The sequence below is a fragment of the Microbulbifer sp. ABE4_465 genome (assembly GCF_056160765.1).
In genome coordinates, this window is sequence record NZ_JBSWXV010000004.1 from 250,660 (window position 1) to 270,193 (window position 19,534).

Here is a 19,534-nt window from a genome sequence, read left to right on the forward strand (position 1 = left end):
GGAGAGAAACCATGAATAGCAACAAGTCTCTTTTTGTCATCGCTCTGGTTTTGCTGGCCGTACTCGCGGTTTCCAGCAGCGCTTTCGTCGTCAAGGAAACCGAAAAAGCCGTGCTGCTGCGCTTTGGTGAAGTGGTGCGCACTGACTACAAGCCGGGCCTGTATTTCAAAATCCCGCTGGTGCACGAGCTGCGCAAGTTCGACGCCCGTATCCAGACCGTCGACTCCCAGCCGGTGCGGATGCTGAACAGCGAAAACAAGTTCATGATGGTGGATTCCTACGCGAAGTTCCGCATCTTTGACGTGGGCCGTTTCTACGTCGCCACCCGTGGTGACGAGCGCAACGCGGTGCGACTGCTGGCCGAGCAGATCAACAACCGCCTGCGTAACCAGTTCGGTGTGCGCGACCTGCACGAGGTGGTGAGTGGTCAGCGCGATGAGCTGATGGGGGAAATCACCAAGAACCTGAACAAGACCGCACAGACAGACCTCGGTGTCGAGATTGTGGATGTGCGGGTGAAGCGTATCGACCTGCCGCCCGAGGTGTCGGAATCGGTGTTCCAGCGTATGCGCGCCGGTCGTGAACTGGAAGCACGGGACCACCGCGCCAAAGGTCAGGAAGCCAGTGAGCGCATCCGCGCCAATGCGGATCGTCAGAAGGTGGTGATCGAATCCGAAGCCTACCGCAAAGCGGAAGAGGTGCGCGGTACCGGTGATGCCGAGGCCGCCAAGATCTACGCTGAGGCCTACAGCAGGAACCCGGAGTTCTACCGTTTCTCCCGCAGCCTGACCGCGTACAGAGAGTCCTTCAAGGACAAGAGCGACATGCTGCTGGTGGAGCCGGACAGCGAGTTCTTCCGTTATCTGAAGGATCCTTCTGGCAAGTAGTGGACTTTGTTGTGACCACAGTGGCGGTGCCGCTGACGGGTACAAGCTTGCGAAACACGCCGTGAACCCATCCCTGGGGGCTCTGCACCGCCATCCATGGCGGTGAAGGTTTCGCAAGCTTGCCCCCGTCATCGACACCTTTGCCTCGGCCGAAGTAGTCCGATCAGCCAGCTCTAGTGGCCACACCTTGCCAAATTAGTGGTAAAATCCTCGAAACCGGGCCGGCGCCCGGTTTTTTTGTGCCGGCCTGTTTACTGAATCTCTGTTGAGCCTCCGTGCTGAATCGCTGTAGGAGTCGCTGCCGTGTGGGACGAGCTGGTCCGGGCCATTGGCCTGGTGCTGATCATCGAAGGCATACTGCCTTTTCTCTACCCCAAGCGCTGGCGTGCACTGGTGCAGCAGCTGGCATCTGTGGATAATCGCAGCCTGCGCACGGCGGGGCTGCTATCCATGCTCGCCGGCACAGCCCTGCTGATGCTCTTTGGTTGATCTCCAGGACTGAGAATTCTTCCGGCCACTGTGGCCGCACTGTTAACTGTCGAACGCCCACATCATGACCCAAGCCGAACGCTGGATGCTACCGGATGGCATCGCCGAGATTTTGCCCGCGGACGCCAAGCGGGTGGAAACCCTGCGCAGAGACCTGCTGGACCTGTACCACCGCTGGGGCTACGAGATGATCATTCCGCCGATGGTGGAATTTACCGATTCCCTGCTGATCGGCATGGGTCGCGATGTGGACCTGAGCACCTTCCGGGTGACCGACCAGTTGTCCGGCCGCAGCCTGGGTATCCGCGCGGATATCACTCCACAGGCCGCACGTATCGACTCCCACAGTTTCCCCAGAAGCGGTGCCAACCGCCTGTGTTACGCCGGCCAGGTGCTCTATACCCGCCCGCGTGCGCCCATGGGCCCGCGTGCGCCCATTCAGATCGGTGCCGAGCTCTACGGTGTGGAGAGCCTGCAGGGGGATATCGAAGTCATCAGCCTGATGGTGGAGACCTTGCGCACCGCGGGTATCCGCGAGATTCACCTGGATCTTGGCCATGTAGCCATTTTCCGCAGCCTCGCCGAGGCCGCACAACTCGATGCGAATCAGCAGGGCGCACTTACGGCGCTGCTGCAGAGCAAGGCGGTAGCGGATATCGAGCGCTGGGTAGAAGCGAATATTGAAGACGCGCAGGCGGCCAAATGGCTGCGCAGCCTGCCGCGCCTCGCCGGCGGCAGCGAGTGCCTGGCCCGCGCCAGTGAGCTGTTTGCGGACGGGCCCAAAGCGCTGGTCAATGCGCTGGAAGAGTTGCAGCAGGTGGCGGATGCCATCGCGCGCCGCTATCCGCAGGTAGAACTGTTTTTTGATCTCGGCGAAATGCGCGGTTACGACTACGAAACCGGGCTGGTTTTCGCCGCCTACTCGCCGGGCCACGGCCAGGCACTGGCCAACGGTGGCCGCTACAACGGCATCGGCGCCGTATTCGGCCGCGACCGCGCGGCCACCGGCTTCAGTACCGACCTGGTAGCGATCAATACCCTCGGTCAGAACGGTGGCTCTGAAGCCGCTGCGATTCTGGCTCCGGCCAGCGACTGCGAGCAGTTGTGGCAACTGGTGGGCAGCCTGCGCGCCGATGGCGAGATTGTGATTAACGCCATGCCCGGTGAGGGCAGCGATGATACCGAGACCCTGGCCCGCTGCGACCGCGAACTGGTGCGCGAAGGCGACCATTGGGTGGTGAAAGCGCGGGGCTGAACCCTAAGCTATTCGATTGAATCGGACTTTTCAGTCCAGGTATTACACAGGTTGGCCGCTGGACGGGCGCGGCCAACGTTTTCTTTCCGCCCGTCTATTGTTGAACCGACCGTTGAACTGACGAAACGAGATTTACGCACATGGGCAAGAACGTAGTGGTGCTGGGCACCCAGTGGGGCGACGAAGGCAAAGGCAAGATTGTCGATCTGCTGACCGAGAAAGTCGCACTGGTAGTCCGCTTTCAGGGCGGTCACAACGCCGGCCACACCCTGGTGATCAATGGTGAAAAGACCGTACTGCACCTGATCCCCTCCGGCGTTCTGCGCCCGGACGTAACCTGCCTGATCGGCAACGGTGTGGTGCTGTCTCCGGAAGCCCTGGAAAAAGAGATGGGTGAACTGGAGGCCGCCGGCGTCCCTGTGCGCAAGCGCCTGCGTCTGTCTCCGGCGTGCCCGCTGATTCTGCCGGTACACGTGGCCCTGGATCAGGCCCGTGAGAAAGCCCGTGGCGCCAAGGCCATCGGTACCACCGGCCGCGGCATCGGCCCGGCCTACGAAGACAAGGTGGCGCGCCGCGGCCTGCGCCTTGGCGACCTGTGTAACTGGGACAACTTCTGTGCGCAATTGAAAGAGTTGCTGGAATACCACAACTTCGCCCTGACCCAGTACTACAAGGCGGATCCGGTAAGCTACGAGGAAACCCTCAAGCTCGCGGAAACCTGGCGCAAGGACCTGGTGCCGATGATCGCCGACGTGGCGGACATCCTGCACAACGCCCGTGAAAACGGCGAACACATCCTGTTTGAGGGCGCCCAGGGCTCCCTGCTGGATATCGACCACGGTACCTACCCGTATGTCACTTCCTCCAACACCACCGCTGGCGGTACCGCCACCGGTTCCGGTTTCGGCCCCCTGTATCTCGACTACGTGCTGGGTATCACCAAGGCCTACACCACTCGCGTGGGCGGCGGTCCTTTCCCCACCGAGCTGGGCTGCGATGTGGGCCGTCACCTGGGTGAAAAAGGCCACGAGTTCGGCGCTACCACCGGCCGTCAGCGCCGCACCGGCTGGTTCGATGCCGTCGCCGTGCGCCATGCGATCCGCATCAACAGCATCTCCGGCCTGTGCCTGACCAAGCTGGATGTGCTGGATGGTCTGGAAGAAGTAAAAATCTGCGTGGGCTACCGCAACAGTGCCGGTGAAGACGTGCCGGTACCGTTTGATGCCGCGGGCTGGGAAGGTGTTGAGCCGGTGTACGAATCCATGCCCGGCTGGAGCGAAACCACCTTTGGCGTGGCCCGTGAAGCCGAGCTGCCCCAGGCGGCGCGTAACTACATTGCCCGCATCGAAGAGCTGGTTGGTGCGCCCATCGATATTATCTCCACAGGCCCGGACCGCGTGCAGACCATCGTGCGCGAGACCTCTGCCCTGTGTGACATGGGGATTCACAACGCCAGCGTGTAATCCGCCACTGCCGAAACCCTGCCGAGACCGGCGGTACCCGCCGGTCTCAAACAGCGCTTGCCTCCCGGCGTACATTTCCTGATCATGAGACTGTATTTCAATTTGCAGTCACAATTTTCTGCCATACTGGCAGGCACACCTGATCCACGGAAACTGCACCACGGGTAAGCGCCATGTCCAACAGCCTGACCGCAAAGGTCGCCACTCGCTACAGCTTTGCCGAAGAGATCGCCAACAGCATCACCCATGGGGTGGGTGCCATTCTGGCCATTGCCGGCCTGGGAGTGTTGTGCGCCTTTGCTGCGTTGCGCGGGGATGCCTGGCATATCGTCAGCAGCAGTATCTATGCCGCTACGCTGATTCTGTGTTTCTCTGCGTCCACCCTGTACCACAGCGTGACCCATCCCGCCGCCAAGCAGGTGCTGCGCACCCTGGACCACTCGGCAATTTTTCTGTTGATAGCGGGCACTTACACACCTTTTACCCTGGTTACCCTGCGCGGGCCCTGGGGATGGTCCCTGTTCGGGGTGATCTGGGGGTTGGCACTGCTGGGCCTGATTATCCAGTTCACGCCGCTGAAAAAAATCCGTGCGCTATCGATCACCCTGAGCGCCCTGATGGGCTGGGTGGTGATCGCGGCCATTAAGCCGCTGATGGAAAGCCTGGCACCCGGTGGCCTGATGCTGCTGGTACTCGGCGGTCTCTGCTACACCGGCGGTATCGCTTTTTACCTGTGGCGCAGCCTGCGCTTCCACCACGCCATCTGGCATCTGTTTGTGCTGGCGGGCGGTGTACTGCATTTCTTTGCGGTGCTGTTTTACGTGATTCCTCCGGCGAGCTAGCCGTTTCCTTTGGTTGATTGGAGCCTTCAGCGTATCGCGCTGAGCTCTCAGCGCGTGGAATATAGTGTCGGGCCAGTCACAGCTTTCGTGACTGGCGCCAATCCTCCCTTTCCGTTGCCTGTCTTCCGTTCTACCCTTGAGCGAGCTGTTACTTGCCAAGGAGCTGTTATGGGCCAGGTTGCCTTTTCCCCGGTGCGTCGTACCGGTCTTGTTTCCATCCTGTTTGCTTTTTTCTGTGCACTTCCCATGCTCGCGGGGGCTGCGGCCGACCCGGGCTTTGAGAAGTGGAAAAAAGAATTTCGCGCGAAAGCGGAGAAAGAGGGTATTACCGCAGAGACTTTTGATCGCGCCTTCAAGGGTGTTGATTCGCCGGACCAGTGGGTGCTGGACAAGGCGAGCTTCCAGCCGGAGTTCAAGGCACCGGCGTGGCAGTACTTCGATAATCGCATTACCAAGTTTGCGGTCAAACGCGGGCGTGCGAAGAAGCAAGAGTTGAAATCGTGGCTGGATAAGATCGAGAAGCAGTCCGGGGTGAATCCGAATATCCTGCTGGCGATCTGGTCGATGGAGTCGAGCTTCGGGGCGATTCTGGATAACAAGACGGTGATGCGCAGTGTGGTGCGTTCACTGGCGACTCTGGCCTATGCGGATCCAAAGCGTAAGAAGTTTGGCACCAGTCAGTTGCTGGCTGCGCTGAAAATTTTACAGAGTGGTGATATCGATGAGAGCCACCTGACCGGTTCATGGGCCGGTGCCATGGGCCATACGCAGTTTATCCCGACCAGTTACCAGGCGTACGCGGTGGATATGGATGGCGACGGTAAGCGCGATATTTGGAATTCGGTGCCGGATGCGTTGGCGACGGCGGCGAATCTGCTGAAGAAAAACGGTTGGGTTACCGGGCAGACTTGGGGTTATGAGGTGACGATTCCGGAGAGCAAGTTGCCGGGAGGAAAGCTGAAAATTTCGGAGTGGGAGAAGTTGGGTGTCAAGCGCGTGGGCGGTAAGTCGTTCCCGCGTCCGGATGATATGGCGGAGTTGAAGGTTCCGGCAGGTCGCAAGGGTCCGGCGTTCCTGATGCTGAAGAATTTCTTTGTAATCAAGCGCTACAACAATTCGGATCGCTATGCGGCGGCGGTGGGTATTCTGGCGGATCAGATTGGTGGTGCGGCACCGCTGAGTAAAGACTGGAAGCGTCCGTTTACCAAGCTGGAGGCCGATGAGGTAATGGAGCTGCAGACCAAGCTGAAGGAGAAGGGCTTCTACGATGGGGAGATCGACGGCAAGGCCGGTGGTGGAACCCGCAAGGCGATTCTGAAGTTTGAGGAAGAGGCTGGCGTTGAGTTGCAGGGCTTCCCGAGCAAAGAGGTTTTGGAGCTGGTGCGTAAGCAATAAGTATTTTGCCTCGTAGCCTTTGGTGCTTTGCTCGACCTTCAGTGGCGGGCAGGCACCGGGTGCAGGTTTTCAGGACCACTGTAAACCCATCCCTGGGCGTTGCGGCGCAAACGTCCTGTTTGCGACGCTCCTGAAAACCTGCACCCGACACCCGCCCTTCGATTTTTGCAGTGTTACTTCGTTGGGTAAGATTTCTAGAAATTTTCTTCCGGTAGCAGCGTATCCTGCAATAACTCCAAATTTTCCAGTACCTCATTTGGTTCCTGAAAATAAGCCACGTGGTACATCGCCTCACCTTCCTGCACCAGCGGAATATTCTGTTTTCCAATAATGATGCCATCGGCATCCGCCAGAACTTTGTCCAGTTCGTTGCCGTACAGGTCGGCAATGGTGGCGAGGATTTCTCCTTTTTTTACGTGATCCCCAAGCTGTTTCTTGTGGTTGACGATGCCGCTGTCGCCGGCGCGCAGCCAGCCACTGCGGCGGGCGACAAAAGGTTCGATGCCCTGACGGCCGCGTTTGACGGGGATCATTTCCAGTTTGCGCATGACGTTGAGGACGCCGCGCACGCCGGCGCGGATGCAGAGTTCGTCGAAGCGGAGGGCTTCGCCGGCTTCGTATAAGAGTATGCGTACGCCGAGGTCGGCGGCGGCCTGGCGCAGGGAGCCGTCTCGCAGGGTGGCATTTAGCAGTACCGGGACGCCGAAGGCGGCGGCCATTTCTCGGGTTTGTTGGTCGTCGAGGTTGGCGCGGATTTGCGGGAGGTTGCTGCGGTGGATGGCGCCGGTGTGGAGGTCGATGCCGTAGTCGCATTTGGCGACGATTTCTTCGAGGAAGATGTGTGCCATGCGCGCGGCGAGGGAGCCGCGGGCGGAGCCGGGGAAGGAGCGGTTGAGGTCGCGGCGGTCGGGTAGGTAACGGGACTGGTGGAGTACGCCGTAGACGTTGACGACGGGTACGGCGATGAGGGTGCCGCGCAGGGATTTGAGGGCTTTGCTGTTGATCAGGCGGCTGATGATTTCGATGCCGTTCAGTTCGTCGCCGTGGATGGCGGCGCTGACGAACATGGTGGGGCCGGGTTTTTTGCCGCGGTGTACGTAAACCGGGATGGCCATTTCGGTGTCGGTGTACAGGCGGACGATGGGCAGTTCGATTTTTTTGGTCTCGCCGCGGGCGACGGTGACACCGGCGATGACGAAGGGCTCTTGGGTGTTGTGTGGCATGGAATCCGGTTCGGTAAAAAAATGACTTGTCGGTTATTGTAGTTGTGACCCTGCGATTGGTGGAAGTCAGTTCTTGTCGGTGACTATTTGGGCTTGGACTGACACAAACGGCTGTTAGAATCAGCGCAGGTTCGGGCATTCATTCGTCCGGCGATTTATCCGGATATCGATATTTATGAAACCCGATTTATTGAAGATGGCACTGATCCTGGGCTTGCTCAGTTGCGTGGGGCCGTTTGCCATTGATATGTACCTGCCCGCCATGCCGGCGATGGCTGAGGATTATGGTGTGCCGACGGCCATGTCCCAGTACACACTGATTTCTTTTTTTATCGCCTTCGGTGTCTGCCAGCTGTTTTACGGGCCGGCGGCGGATATGTTCGGGCGCAAGCCGCCACTGTATTTCGGCCTGGTACTGTTTCTGTTCGCCTCGATCGGTTGCGCCCTGGCACCGACCATTGAGTGGCTGATCGGGCTGCGTTTTGTGCAGGGGGTGGGCGCGGCATCGGTGATGTCGATTCCGCGGGCGATCATTCGCGATCGTTACACCGGCACCGAGGCAACCCGCTTGATGACCACCGTGATGCTGGTGATTTCCATTTCGCCGATGCTGGCACCGCTGGCGGGCAGTCTGCTGATGGCGCCGTTCGGCTGGCCATCGGTGTTTTATGCGGTGGCGGCGGCAACGGTGGTCAGTCTGCTGTTGATCCGTTTCGCACTTCCGGAGACTCTGAGCGAGGAGAGTCGAGTGCCGCTAAAAGTCGGTGCCATGTTCGATGCGTTCAGGGTGCTGTTCCGGGATCCAACATTCATGGGAATGACCCTGATTGGCGGTATGGGTATGGCGAGCTTCTTCTCTTTCCTTTCTATCGCCGCGTTTTTGTATACGGACTACTACGGGCTGACGCCCACTCAGTTCAGCCTTGCCTTTGCGCTGAATGCGCTGGGTTTTTTTGTGGCCAGCCAGTTTGCCGCGAACCTGTGTGAGCGGTTTGGCGGCGTCGCGGTGGTGAAGTGGGCGGTGAGCGGCTTTGCCCTGGTTGCGGGATTTAACCTGATGCTGAACCTGGCGGGTATGGATGACTTTGTGGTGCTGGTGGCTCTGCTGTTAATTGCCAACGCATTCCTCGGTCTGGTGGTACCCACCACCATGGTGCTGTCGCTGGATGATCACGGTCCCATTGCGGGAACGGCTGCGGCCCTCGGCGGCACTCTGCAGATGATGCTGGGCGCTGCAGCAATCGCTATTGTCAGTGCTGTGTTCGATGGTTCTCCGCTCACCCTGGTCGCCGCCATTGCTACCTGTGGAGGAATAGCGGCGCTGTTGTTTATGTTTACGCTGCGTCAGTCGCCCCATTCTGTCGCAACCTGAGCCAGAAATTAAGAAGCCCGGCATTGCCGGGCTTCTTTTTTTGGGTGAAAAGTTCGGGGTGTTCAGAGCTGTGTCCAGGCGTCGGACCAGTTCGAGCCGCTACCGGGTGCATAGTGGTAGGCACTGTTGATATTGCACCATTGCCCCTCAGGGAAAGGGCGGCACAGATAGCGGTTGTTGTCGCTGCCGAGCACTATTGTTTCTCCGGGCACATAATTGCCGATGCCATCGGGGTAGGTGTAGTCGTAACCGTTTCCACCTGTATCACCGCCGCCATCTCCATTGCCAGGATCGCCGCCAGTATCCGCAGGCTGGATATCCACCTCGTGGCTCAGGTTGAGATCCGCCTGGGTGTAGACGCGGTTTTCCGAGGCGCTCACTACCGGAGTGACGGTGTCGTTTGCCGGATCAAGCACGCCGATACGGGCATACTGGGACTGACTGTTGATGGCATTGGCAAAGTCAAAGGCCCAGTCAGCGGCACTGGCATCCTGGCCCAGGGTGTAGCCGACCGTTTCCAGATCATTACCGCTACTGTTGAATAGGCGCAGGGTAATCTGACTGCCGGCTGCGAGATCCGAATAGGCTTGCAGCGCGCCCTCATCTGCCCACTGGCTCGGTATGCCACCATCCCCGAGGATCACGTCGGTGCAGGTATAGAAGGCCTCCGGGCTGTCTGAACGCTGCCAGGTGGTGTAAATGACGTGCTTGCCGGTCAGCTGCGGCAGGGGGCAATTTAGGGTGTAGCGTTTGTCAGCCCCCACCGGCACATTGCCCAGCCGGCAGAACTCAAACAGGTCGCCCCATTTCAGAGGCTCGGAGCCGGTGTAACCGGAGCGGGTAATATAGAAAACCCAGTCATCGGTGGCGTGGGGTGCGGTGCCCCAGAAAATAAAGTCGAAAGTGCCGTCGGCCTTTGGCGTAATCGGCGTTGCCTGCCAATCGCTGCGGGCCAGGTTCATGCCCGCATATTTACTGCGGCCACCGGAACAGAGCTCGCCGTCTGGTACCAGTGCGCGGTGATCACCTGCGGCGTTGGCCTGATTGATTTCATTCCAGTCGTAAAACGGCTGGGTGCCGCCGACGGCTTTGGCTGCGGCGCAGGCCGGGTCGGCGGGATTTTCCGGATTGTTCAGAAAGCAGTTGTAAATGCGGCTCTCCGGTACCTCCATGGTGCCGTGACCGTATACGTCGGCTGCGGGAAGAGCACAGATGGCCAGTGCCAGGCTTGTCGACCTCGCGAGGCCCTTGCGGTGGGTGTGATTCATTGCCATTTCCTTGATTTATTGTTGCTTGTTTCAGGCGGAAGTCTCGGGCGCAAGCGCGGTGCTGCCGTGGTGAATCACCGATTAGCTTTCGTAACTACAGAAATGACAGCGTTGTCTTGCTCGGTCCATGCTAAAGCAAGTGGCGCGATTACGAAGCGAAATGGACGTCAATCGTTAGCTGGTCGGTACTTTGTTTCATTAAAGTGTGAACCGGTAGAAAAATATTTCGTACCGCTCACGGGTGGAGGAGTTAGTCGGCGGGCGCGCTGTCGATGGCACTTGTGTCGCCGAGAGCCGTGGCTTTTTCCACGGCACTCGGGTTTGCCGGCAGTGTCGTTTGGGTGCCAAAGCGACGAAAACTCTGGAAACCGGCGTCCAGGGTGGCCGCTGTTGTTACGTCATGCTGGCTACAAGCTGTCGCGAGCATGTAGTGACCCTTGTGGTAGAGCAGGCGAGTCTCCACGTCGAAAATCCCCAGAATTCCCTGGTAGCTGCCCGGGCAAAGTGAGGGCGAACTGCCATCGAACTGCCAGCGCGGAGCCGCGCCAGTGTCATTCGCGGTGCCATCCGAAGGTCTATCAGAAGAGCTATCAGAATGGCTATCAAAAGTACCATCTCCGAGCAGCGCGACGATTCGACCACTACCGTCGGCAACAAAAAACTCCCGCTGCCCCGGGAACGGGCTGTTGCTGCCCCGCGTTTGCTGGGTGGGCTCCGGATCCAGTGAAAGGCGAGCCAGAGCAATGCCACTGGCGGGGTGCTGTAGAAAATGGGTGGCGAGGAGATTGCCGTCCAGCTGGTGGCTCTCGTTCCACAGCCCGGTGCCACACCAGTGACTGGCAATGCGTCTTTGTCGCCGCGAGCGGCGATGGGTGCTGGACTTGCTCAGGCGTCGCCCGAAGGGGTCGTAGCGCAGCCAGGTTTTGAAGTCTCCGCACTCCACACAGTGCAGCAGGCCCCAGCCATCGTATTGATACTGGTAGCGGGCGAGTCCGGTGTCTGCTGGGCGCCGCTCGGATACAAGGTTGCCGCGGGCGTCCCACCGACCATCGACGGTGAGAGAATTTGTGGCGAGTGTATCTGGCGAGGGCGGTCCGGCTTCACGGTTTTTCCACAGCAACCGGTCGCCCTTGTGGATACTGACGAGGGCGCCCTCGCGATACTCGTGGCGCAGCTGGTGATTGCCCAGAGATATTTGTTTGCCGGTGAGTGCGTGGTCTTTTCGCTGCGATTCGATACGCACCGCCATATTGCCGTTGGCATCAATCCCGTAGAGGGCGCCGGCGGCGGAAAAGGTGTAGGCGATATTCAGCTGGGCGGACGCGGAACGTTTAAGCCACCCCCGTTTGTCGTAGCTGTGGTTAATACTCAGGCTGTCTTTAGTGCCGTCGTCGCCGGCATCGCTATTGAGATCCTGATGTTCGGCCACAAGCCGGTTGCGTTTGTCGTAGCGGTAACGCAGTGAGCAGTGCTCGTTGGCGGCCTGTACCAGTCTTCCGAACACGTCGAAATGGAAACTGCACAGCTGACCGCTGTTGTTGCGGATCTGCGCCAGCTCACCCTGACTGTTGTAGTGCAGATACCAGTGGCTGTCGCTGTCGTGAAATTCGGCGAGACGTCCGCAGTTGTCGTATTGCCATTCGCGCTGAAACCCTTTGCCGTCGCCAGCGCGTGCCAGTTGACCGAATTCGTTGTAATACCAGTGACAAGTGTCGCCGGAAGACGGTGTAATTCCGGACTGCAAAGCAGACAGTTGCCCGCGTGGTGTATAGCGGAGATTCGTGCGCTGGCCGCTGCTGTCCTGAATGCAGCGCACCTTACTGTAGCCATCGTACTGCCACTGTAGCTGCGGCTCCCCGTCGGCGTGCACCGCACAGAGGCGACCGTATTCGTCACTGCTGAGGTCGAAAGTCCGATCGCCGATGGTGACCTGATTGAGAGTACCATCAGCCTGGTATTGCCAGTGTCTTGAGGGTGCTTCGGAGCTGTACTGCGCGGTGATGCGGCCCTGAGCATCGTACTCCCAGGTATACAACTGATCACCGTGGCTTAGGCGGGCCAGCTGGCAGTGGGCATCCCAGTCCAGAACGAGCCCGCCGCCCTCCGGGTCAATAAGCCGGCGCAATTGCCCCCGTTCATCGTGTTCGCACTGCCATCGATTGCCGGCGGGATCGACCATCGCCGATGGGTGCGCACTACTTTCCTGGTAGTGGTAGCGCCAGCTGTGCACCTGGTCGCTGTCTTTGATGGCGCCGGCGGCAATCAATCGCCCGCTGTCGTCATATACATAGCGGTGATTCAGTTGCTGGCAGGTGCTTCGCAGCAGGCGGCCGAACTTGTCGTGGCGAAATAGGGTGTCGACTCCCCGCGGATCGACACTGCGGCACAGGTTGCGGTAGTGATCGTACAGTCTGGTAGAAATACGACTGCCCTGGCGGGTTTCAATCAGGTCGCCGCGAGCATCAAATTGCCAATGTATATCTATTTGATCTGGCGTAGACAGGATGCAGTTGAGTTTGCCGTTGTGCTTCCCCGCCCGCCAGCGCAGTCGATAGTGCATTGGTGCGGGTGGTTCGCATTCCTCCGCTATTCCGGATCGCGAGTCTGGATTTGAATCCTGTTCTGAACCCTGCCCTTGGATGTATCTCGATGCGGGTGCGGGATCTTCAAATATCTGAATCTGGTGTACCCGCTGCAGGCGGTCATAGGCCAGCACCAGATGACCGAGGGTCAGGCTGGTCAGGCTGATCATCACGCCGTGGTGTACACCGTAGTTTTCCTGTCCGCGTGGAGTACGGCAGTCCCGCAAATGGCCTGCTTCATCAAATGTGTATTCACAAAGGCTGGGCTCCGTGTCCTGCCCGTTGACGATGCGAACCAGTTGCCCGTCCTGATACACAAACTCGAGTGTGCGTCCCCAGGATGTCACGATCTTGACCGGCTTTCCGTTGCGATAATCGACGCTCAGAGTGTTGCCACTGGCATCGCGGATTTCACTCAATGGGACCTGAATTCCGGTGCCATCGGCACGGAATATTTTGTCCGGCTGATCAAACGACGAAAGACGAAAGCTGTGCAGGCTCTGCCGCAGTAGATACAGGCGCTCGCAGCGATTGAAACATCCGTGCCCAATAGCGGGAAGGTCAAAGGCAATGACACGGCCTTCCGCTGAGTGCAGTAATACTTTTTTATCAGTGCCGCCCTGGGGGTCGGGGAGTTGCAGTGATTCATTCAGGCTGTGGCGCCAGCCGGGTCCTAGACCGCTAGTGTCGAGTGAGCGGTTGTCGCTGTCACCGCCAGCCTCGCTGCCGTCAATGAGGGATTGTCGGTAAAACCGCTGCCACTGGAATGTGAATGGCCCGGGCAGTTCAAAGTCCGTGCGGGAAAAAGCGAGCTCACCATTACTTGCTATCACGTGGTCGGCGACTCGCAGCGAGTGCTTGAGCGCAGGCAACAAATCCCCTGCTGGGTTGTACCCGGGGTAATTACAGAATTGGACCGGTGCCGATGGGGAGAGAATCAGTTGTGCCACTCGTGTTGCGCTGGCAAGAGCGTAGCGGGTGGCGGGCACGCTGGGCGGTGCCGGCCAGAACGTTTCGGGGAAGCGGTTGTCGCCCGGTCCAGACGGCAGTGTGAAAGACAAGCTGTCGGGCTCGCGAGCACAGGATTCAAACCATTGGCACATCGCAATGGCATCCCCCGCCGATGATGGCATTTTGTGGGGGTGCAATGCTGCGAGAGTGGAGGGAATAAATTCGACCAGACGATCCGGTGTCATGTCGCTTGCTCAGGAGTAAATTTGTACGAGTAGATTGCGATTTAAACCGGTATTGGTAACCGGTTTTGGCGTTCATCAGGTGTTACGCCGGCGTAAACTCAGCGCTGGGTTTTGCGTACGGTAATATCCTCATCAACTTTCGGCTTGAGGGTAATCGGGTCGCCGGAAAATTCGACCACTGCATCGGTGCGGTGGCAGAACTCGATAATGCCCGCGCTGATATTGTCGCGTCCGCCGCATTGATTGGCATCATCGATAAAGTGGTACACACATTCCAGTGCCGGCCGGTAGGTGGCAAGCACACGCTCGATGGTATGGTCGTCGAGATATTCTGTAAGTCCGTCGCTGCACAGTAATAACAGTGCACTTTCCTTCAGTGTCCAGCTGTTGACCGTGGCTTCCACGGGCTCGGCAATGCCCAGTGCACGGGTAATGTGATTTTTTACTTGGGACGTCTGTGCCTGTTCGGGCGTTAATTGACCGGAATCAATCATTTCCTGAACCACGCTGTGATCTTTGGTCAAACGTTGCAGGCCGTAATTGTTCCAAAGGTACGCACGGGAATCGCCGATATGCGCGACGACCAAAAAATCCTGCCAGATGGCCGCCACCACCAGTGTCGTCCCCATTTGGGAAAACTGCGGACGGCTCTGCTTGGTCTGCAGTATTTCCCGATTGGCCGTACCGATACCTTCGACCAGTGTGGCGCGCAACATCAACTGTTGCTGTTCCGGGGGGCAGGTGAGGAAGCTAGAACTTAATAGCGTTTCGAACTGGGTGTGCAATGTATCTGCAGCAATGCGGCTGGCGGTAGCACCACCGCTGTAACCGCCCATACCGTCGGCCACCACTACATAGGCGAAAGGGTGGTCGGGATTGCTGTGACAGCGAATGCTGTCTTCATTTTCTTCCCGCACCTGTCCGATATCAGTGCGTCCATTGACTGCCAACCTGATGGGCTCCATGTCAGTCACAGCTCCATGACTAATTCCTGAAAGTACCGGAACCAAAACCCATGCAGTGGTTCCATCTCCATGACTTTCATCCGATTTAACGCCGCAATGTTAACTTGCTTGTGCATCAGGTTTGAATTTTTTTTCAATCATTTGCAATAATGCCAACCCCTTCCGATTAGCGGGGGCGCAGTTGGTACGGCTGTGCAAATTAAAAAGGATTTTTTGGCACGATGCCCCGTCTTCCGAGACTCAATCTGATCGATATCCCACAGCATATTGTGCAGGTAGGCCACAATAACCTGCCGTGCTTTTTTGATGGGGAGGACTATCAGTTTTATCTGGATAGCCTGCGTAACGCGGCGGACCAGTATCGGGTAGATATACACGCCTATGTGTTGTTGCCCAATATGATCCAGATTATCGCGACGCCGAAGGTGCCGGATGGTATTCCCTCCATGATGCAGTCACTGGGGCGTCGTTATGTGCAGTATGTGAATCATCGCTACCGCCGCTCCGGTACTCTGTGGGCCGGCCGCTACAAATCCAGCCTGATCGATTCTGACGCCTACCTGCTCACCTGTTACCGCTATGTAGAGTCCCGCCCCATTTATCTGGGCCTGGCGGACTCCATGAGCGAGTACCCCTGGTCCAGCTTTCAGCATCACGCCAATATTGCATCGAGCACTGTAATAAAAGATCACCGTCTGTATATGGCACTGGGCGAAACTGCTACGGCCAGAGCGGATGCTTACCGCGAACTGTTTCGCTATCGCTTCGACCGTCGCCTGCTGGATTACATTGCCGAGACCATCAAGCTTGGACAGATCCTCGGCGGGGACGTATTCAAAGACAAGATTGAGCAGATCTCCAATCAACGGGTGCGTCCGTTAAAGCGCGGTCGCCCACGTAAATCCGCCGCAAAGAAATCAGAAGGGCAGTCCACTGCTGCACCCAGCGGAAAAAGCAAAATGGATGATCTTGCTGGCCCGCCGGCAAAAAGTGGCACCGATGCAACCGCAGAGGCGGCCAAAAAGGAAAACACCATTACCCTGGAGACTGGACTGTGAGTAGAGCGAGTATGCACACCGGCGCGGCCATTTTCTCTTCCGGGGAAAATTCTGAAAATGGCCATAAACGGAACCATGGTGCCAGTTACCGGGTGGCAATCGTCGGCGATTTCAGTGGTCGTGCCAGTCGGACGATTTGTGAACCGCAGTCTCTGGCGCACCGGCAAGCCTATCGCCTGGGAAAGGACAGCTTTGAACAGCTGTTCGAGCGATTACAGGTGGGGATAAAAATTCCCGGTATGGACGAAACGTTACAGTTGCTGGAGTTTGACGACCTGCATCCAGATTACCTGTATCAGCGTATTCCTCTATTCAAGAAATTTATCGAGCTGGAGAAGCAACTGCTCACGCCTGCGGCTTTTTCCCTCGCAGCGGAAGAAATCCGTCAGTGGCGATCGGATTTGTTGCCGTCAAACTTCAGTGCGCCGGCTCAGGACTTGTCCCGCTCTGCTGAGGGTGCGCAATCCATGTTGGACCGTATTCTTTCCGGTGAACACTACCAGTCACTGTATCAGGAGCATGTGCGCAGCTCTGCCGAAGGGCAGGTCGATCTGTTGATCAAAGATATCGTTGCACCCTATGTGCAGAAAAAAGCAGACGTCAATCAGGCGGCGTATCTCGAAGCAGTCGCCGAGGCGGCCTCGGAAGCCATGCGCAAAATTATGCATCACAGCGATTTTCGCCAGCTGGAAGCCAGCTGGCGCAGTCTGCACATGTTGCTGCGTCGCCTGGAAGATCACCCGGGGCTGGAAATTCATCTGCTGGATATCAGTAAGGAAGAGATTCTCGCAGACCTCGCCCAGGCAGGGGATGACCTCGAGGCCGCAGGGGTTTTCAAGTGTCTGGTAGAGCGCCATACCGTTGCCGGCAGCAAGCCGTACGATCTGATCCTCGGGGACTTTTTCGTTAACGACGATGAACGCGATCTGCATATGTTGATCGACCTTGCCACCATCGCCGAGGCGGCGGGCAGCACACTGGTACTGGGCGGCGACTGCCGGCTCGCGGGTTGTCCAAATATGGCAGGTTCCATGGATCCGGATGACTGGTGTTACCCGTTGGCAGATTCGTTTGCCGAAGGCTGGCAGGCGCTACGGGAGTATTCTGCGTGCGAGCATGTGGCCCTTGCCGCTCCCCGTTTTCTGCTGCGGATGCCGTTTGGGGCCGACGCATCGCGCACCGAGACTTTTGCCTTCGAAGAGCTGAGTCCGGAGCTTGGCCATCGGTATTACCTGTGGGGCAATAGCGCCTACCTGCTGGCGCTCTCCATCTGCTCTGCATTTTCTGCCGCAGGAGTTCCCGCCGCGGTGGCCGCGGATCAGTACACCGATCTGCCCCTGCATCTGCGCAAGCTTCCCCACGGTGAATGGCTCACCCCCTGCGCGGAAGCCTGGATGACTGATCGAGCGGCAGCGCGTTTTAGCGACGCGGGTCTCAGCGCGCTTCGCTCAGTGCAGGGCCGCGACGAAATCCTTCTGCCGCGGCTGCAGTCACTGGCCGGTACGGCGCTGCGAGGTGCCTGGTGAGTGACTTTCCCATCCATCCTGTATTGCGGTGTGGTGATATACCGCGGACAACCAGAGTGCGAGTCTGAACGTCATGGATCTATTGCTTTCCGTCGTCGCTGACCCCGATGGGGCCAATATGCTGAAGCACACCAAGTTGTTCACCCGTGAGGGCGGCAGCTTCGGTCGCGCGGATAGCAACGATTGGGTTCTACCGGATCCGCAGCGGGTGGTCTCTTCCCGCCACGGCGAAATTCTGTTTGCGGACAATCGCTACTTTCTGGTGGATCAGAGCACCAATGGCACCTACCACAATCATTCCGCGGATCCCCTGGGAAAGGGCAACCGCATTCCCCTCGGTGATGGCGATGTGATCGGTCTCGGGGATTACCAGCTCAAGGTCTCGATTCGCCAGCCAAAGGTAGATAGCGACCTCCCCAAAGGCCTGGGAGAAGCCGACTTTCTGGACAGTTCAGACCGCACCACGTTCAGTCCTGCGGCCGCGGCAAAAATGCAAAGTAATAAAGAAGCCCAGGAGCTCGATAGCTGGCTGGAACCCGGCGCCAGTGCAGCGAAAAACCAGAGTGGCGAATGGGGCTATCTGGCCGGGGGCGGTACCGATGCCGCGTCAGATAATTTTGGCAGCAACAGCTTTGACAACTTACTCGGCCAGGAATCGCCAACCGACCCACTGCAGGTATTGAATCGAGGCAGTGCGGCTGACCAGAACCCGTTCGGCACCGGTATTGACGGCGGTAGTTTTGGGGGGAGCGGCATCAGCAACAGCGGCTTCGATCCGCTAAGCAGTTTTTCGGCGGCGCCATCTCCGGCTCCAGCCAGTCAGTGGGGAGAAGACGATGCCTGGTGGAAGGACGGCAGCGAGCAGGATCACGCGCCGGCGCACAACCACGCCATGCAATTCCGCACGCAGCAGGACGTACCGGCAGTGCCATCTGCGACCAGTTCGAGTCCGTCGCTTCCGCCTCAGTCTGCTCCCCGGGCGCCGCAATCTGAGTTCGGGCAATCGCAGGCTGTAGCGCAACAGCCATCACAGCCGGTTGCACCACCTCCGGGCAACCAGCCCGCTGCGCACAACCCCTTCGCCGAATCATTTTCTGAAGTGGCCGGTGACCAGGTTTCCGGTGCACCCGGTTTCGGCGGTGGTGATGAATTCGCTTCGCCCAATATGCCTGCGGCGCCACAGAGTTCGCCGGCCAGTTTTCCCGGCCTGGAAGTGGCGGGCGCAACCCCGGCTCCAGTGCAGGACCACGGATTCGCGCAGGGTTCCCAGCAGTTTACGCCACCTGCAATCACACCCTCTACCGAAGCGCCGGTGGAATCAGCCGCAGCCGTTTCGGTGCCTCCTGCGGAAAATCTGTCAGGCGCACCGTCACAACCATCCCAGCCTCAGGTTGCGCTGGCGCAGCGTCTTGGGCTGCAGTTACAGGGCGAACAACTGACGCAGCTGGACAACCAGGCTGCGGCGATTGTTGAGGAGTCGGTTGCGCGACTGATTGATCTGCTGCGCGCGCGCACCAGTATCAAAAATGAGTTGCGTGTACAGCGCACCATGATTCAGACGGAGGCCAACAACCCGTTGAAATTCAGTGCCACCGCAAAAGATGCCCTGGGTGCGATGTTCGCCGGTACCGGTGCATTTATGACGCCGGTGGATGCGGTACGCGATAGTTTTGATGATCTCTCCGATCATCAGGTGGCTGTTCTGTCCGGTATGCGCGCCGGTTACGAAGCCATGTTGCGTTTCTTCAGCCCGGAGAATATTGAGCGTCGCGGTGGATCGCAAAACGGCGTGTTCAGCAGCAAGAGTTCCCGTAATTGGGAGAACTATGTAGATGCCTATCGGCAACTGGTGAGCGACCCGGATAACTGCTATCGCCGCCTGTTTGGTGAGGAGTTCGCAACCACCTATGAGAGTCAGCTGTCTGAGCTGAAAAATTCACGCTCTTTTAATAAATAGTCTCGATAACTAGTTTTAATATTTTTTAGAAAACAGCTTTAAGAAATAGAATTTTA

At 58.2% G+C, this 19,534-nt stretch carries 14 protein-coding genes; 10 read left to right on the forward strand and 4 right to left on the reverse strand.

Translation table 11 applies throughout. The features are described from left to right. The first annotated feature begins 11 nt into the window (after positions 1–11). The 6 genes from hflC to ACXAG1_RS09750 all read left to right on the forward strand — a co-directional run bounded on the left by hflC (position 12) and on the right by ACXAG1_RS09750 (position 6,331). On the forward strand, positions 12–887 hold the full coding sequence (gene hflC, locus ACXAG1_RS09725; RefSeq protein ID WP_475091493.1) for a protease modulator HflC: 876 nt from the start codon (positions 12–14) through the stop codon (positions 885–887). A gap of 303 nt (positions 888–1,190) precedes the next feature. Beyond that, positions 1,191–1,376, forward strand: coding sequence for a DUF2065 domain-containing protein (locus ACXAG1_RS09730; RefSeq protein WP_475091494.1), 186 nt, complete (start codon positions 1,191–1,193; stop codon positions 1,374–1,376). Positions 1,377–1,440: 64 nt separating this feature from the next. After that, the gene (locus tag ACXAG1_RS09735; RefSeq protein ID WP_475091495.1) at positions 1,441–2,631 is read left to right on the forward strand and encodes an ATP phosphoribosyltransferase regulatory subunit; all 1,191 of its coding nucleotides are present in this window, start codon (positions 1,441–1,443) and stop codon (positions 2,629–2,631) included. Between the two features lie 140 nt (positions 2,632–2,771). Further along, the gene (locus ACXAG1_RS09740; protein WP_475091496.1) at positions 2,772–4,094 is read left to right on the forward strand and encodes an adenylosuccinate synthase; all 1,323 of its coding nucleotides are present in this window, start codon (positions 2,772–2,774) and stop codon (positions 4,092–4,094) included. A 173-nt stretch (positions 4,095–4,267) separates the two neighbouring features. Continuing rightward, positions 4,268–4,936, forward strand: coding sequence for a PAQR family membrane homeostasis protein TrhA (gene trhA, locus ACXAG1_RS09745; protein WP_475091497.1), 669 nt, complete (start codon positions 4,268–4,270; stop codon positions 4,934–4,936). Positions 4,937–5,104: 168 nt separating this feature from the next. Continuing rightward, positions 5,105–6,331: a lytic murein transglycosylase gene (locus ACXAG1_RS09750; RefSeq protein WP_475091498.1), complete on the forward strand. Its 1,227-nt coding sequence runs from the start codon at positions 5,105–5,107 to the stop codon at positions 6,329–6,331. 194 nt (positions 6,332–6,525) lie between these two features. Here the strand turns inward: ACXAG1_RS09750 and ACXAG1_RS09755 are convergent, their stop codons facing one another. Beyond that, positions 6,526–7,554, reverse strand: a complete 1,029-nt coding sequence (locus tag ACXAG1_RS09755) for a succinylglutamate desuccinylase/aspartoacylase family protein (protein ID WP_475091499.1) — start codon at positions 7,552–7,554, stop codon at positions 6,526–6,528. Positions 7,555–7,729: 175 nt separating this feature from the next. On the opposite strand from ACXAG1_RS09755, the gene ACXAG1_RS09760 reads away from it, so the two are divergent. Beyond that, positions 7,730–8,926, forward strand: coding sequence for a multidrug effflux MFS transporter (locus ACXAG1_RS09760; protein WP_475119604.1), 1,197 nt, complete (start codon positions 7,730–7,732; stop codon positions 8,924–8,926). Positions 8,927–8,988: 62 nt separating this feature from the next. On the opposite strand, the gene ACXAG1_RS09765 is transcribed toward ACXAG1_RS09760, so the two are convergent. The 3 genes from ACXAG1_RS09765 to ACXAG1_RS09775 all read right to left on the reverse strand — a co-directional run bounded on the left by ACXAG1_RS09765 (position 8,989) and on the right by ACXAG1_RS09775 (position 14,937). After that, entirely contained in the window at positions 8,989–10,194 is a 1,206-nt protein-coding gene (locus tag ACXAG1_RS09765; protein ID WP_475119605.1) for a lytic polysaccharide monooxygenase, read from the reverse strand. 250 nt (positions 10,195–10,444) lie between these two features. Further along, positions 10,445–13,972, reverse strand: coding sequence for a DUF6531 domain-containing protein (locus tag ACXAG1_RS09770; protein WP_475119606.1), 3,528 nt, complete (start codon positions 13,970–13,972; stop codon positions 10,445–10,447). A gap of 98 nt (positions 13,973–14,070) precedes the next feature. Further along, positions 14,071–14,937, reverse strand: a complete 867-nt coding sequence (locus tag ACXAG1_RS09775) for a Stp1/IreP family PP2C-type Ser/Thr phosphatase (RefSeq protein ID WP_475119607.1) — start codon at positions 14,935–14,937, stop codon at positions 14,071–14,073. A 221-nt stretch (positions 14,938–15,158) separates the two neighbouring features. Between ACXAG1_RS09775 and ACXAG1_RS09780 the strand changes: the two genes are divergently transcribed. The 3 genes from ACXAG1_RS09780 to tagH all read left to right on the forward strand — a co-directional run bounded on the left by ACXAG1_RS09780 (position 15,159) and on the right by tagH (position 19,478). Next, on the forward strand, positions 15,159–15,995 hold the full coding sequence (locus ACXAG1_RS09780) for a transposase (RefSeq protein ID WP_475119608.1): 837 nt from the start codon (positions 15,159–15,161) through the stop codon (positions 15,993–15,995). Next, positions 15,992–17,521, forward strand: a complete 1,530-nt coding sequence (locus ACXAG1_RS09785) for a type VI secretion system contractile sheath domain-containing protein (protein ID WP_475119609.1) — start codon at positions 15,992–15,994, stop codon at positions 17,519–17,521. Before ACXAG1_RS09780 ends, ACXAG1_RS09785 begins: the two co-directional genes overlap by 4 nt. A 73-nt stretch (positions 17,522–17,594) precedes the next feature. Beyond that, positions 17,595–19,478 (forward strand): type VI secretion system-associated FHA domain protein TagH, encoded by a 1,884-nt coding sequence (tagH, locus tag ACXAG1_RS09790; protein WP_475119610.1) that lies wholly within the window; start codon positions 17,595–17,597, stop codon positions 19,476–19,478. Positions 19,479–19,534: the final 56 nt, after the last annotated feature.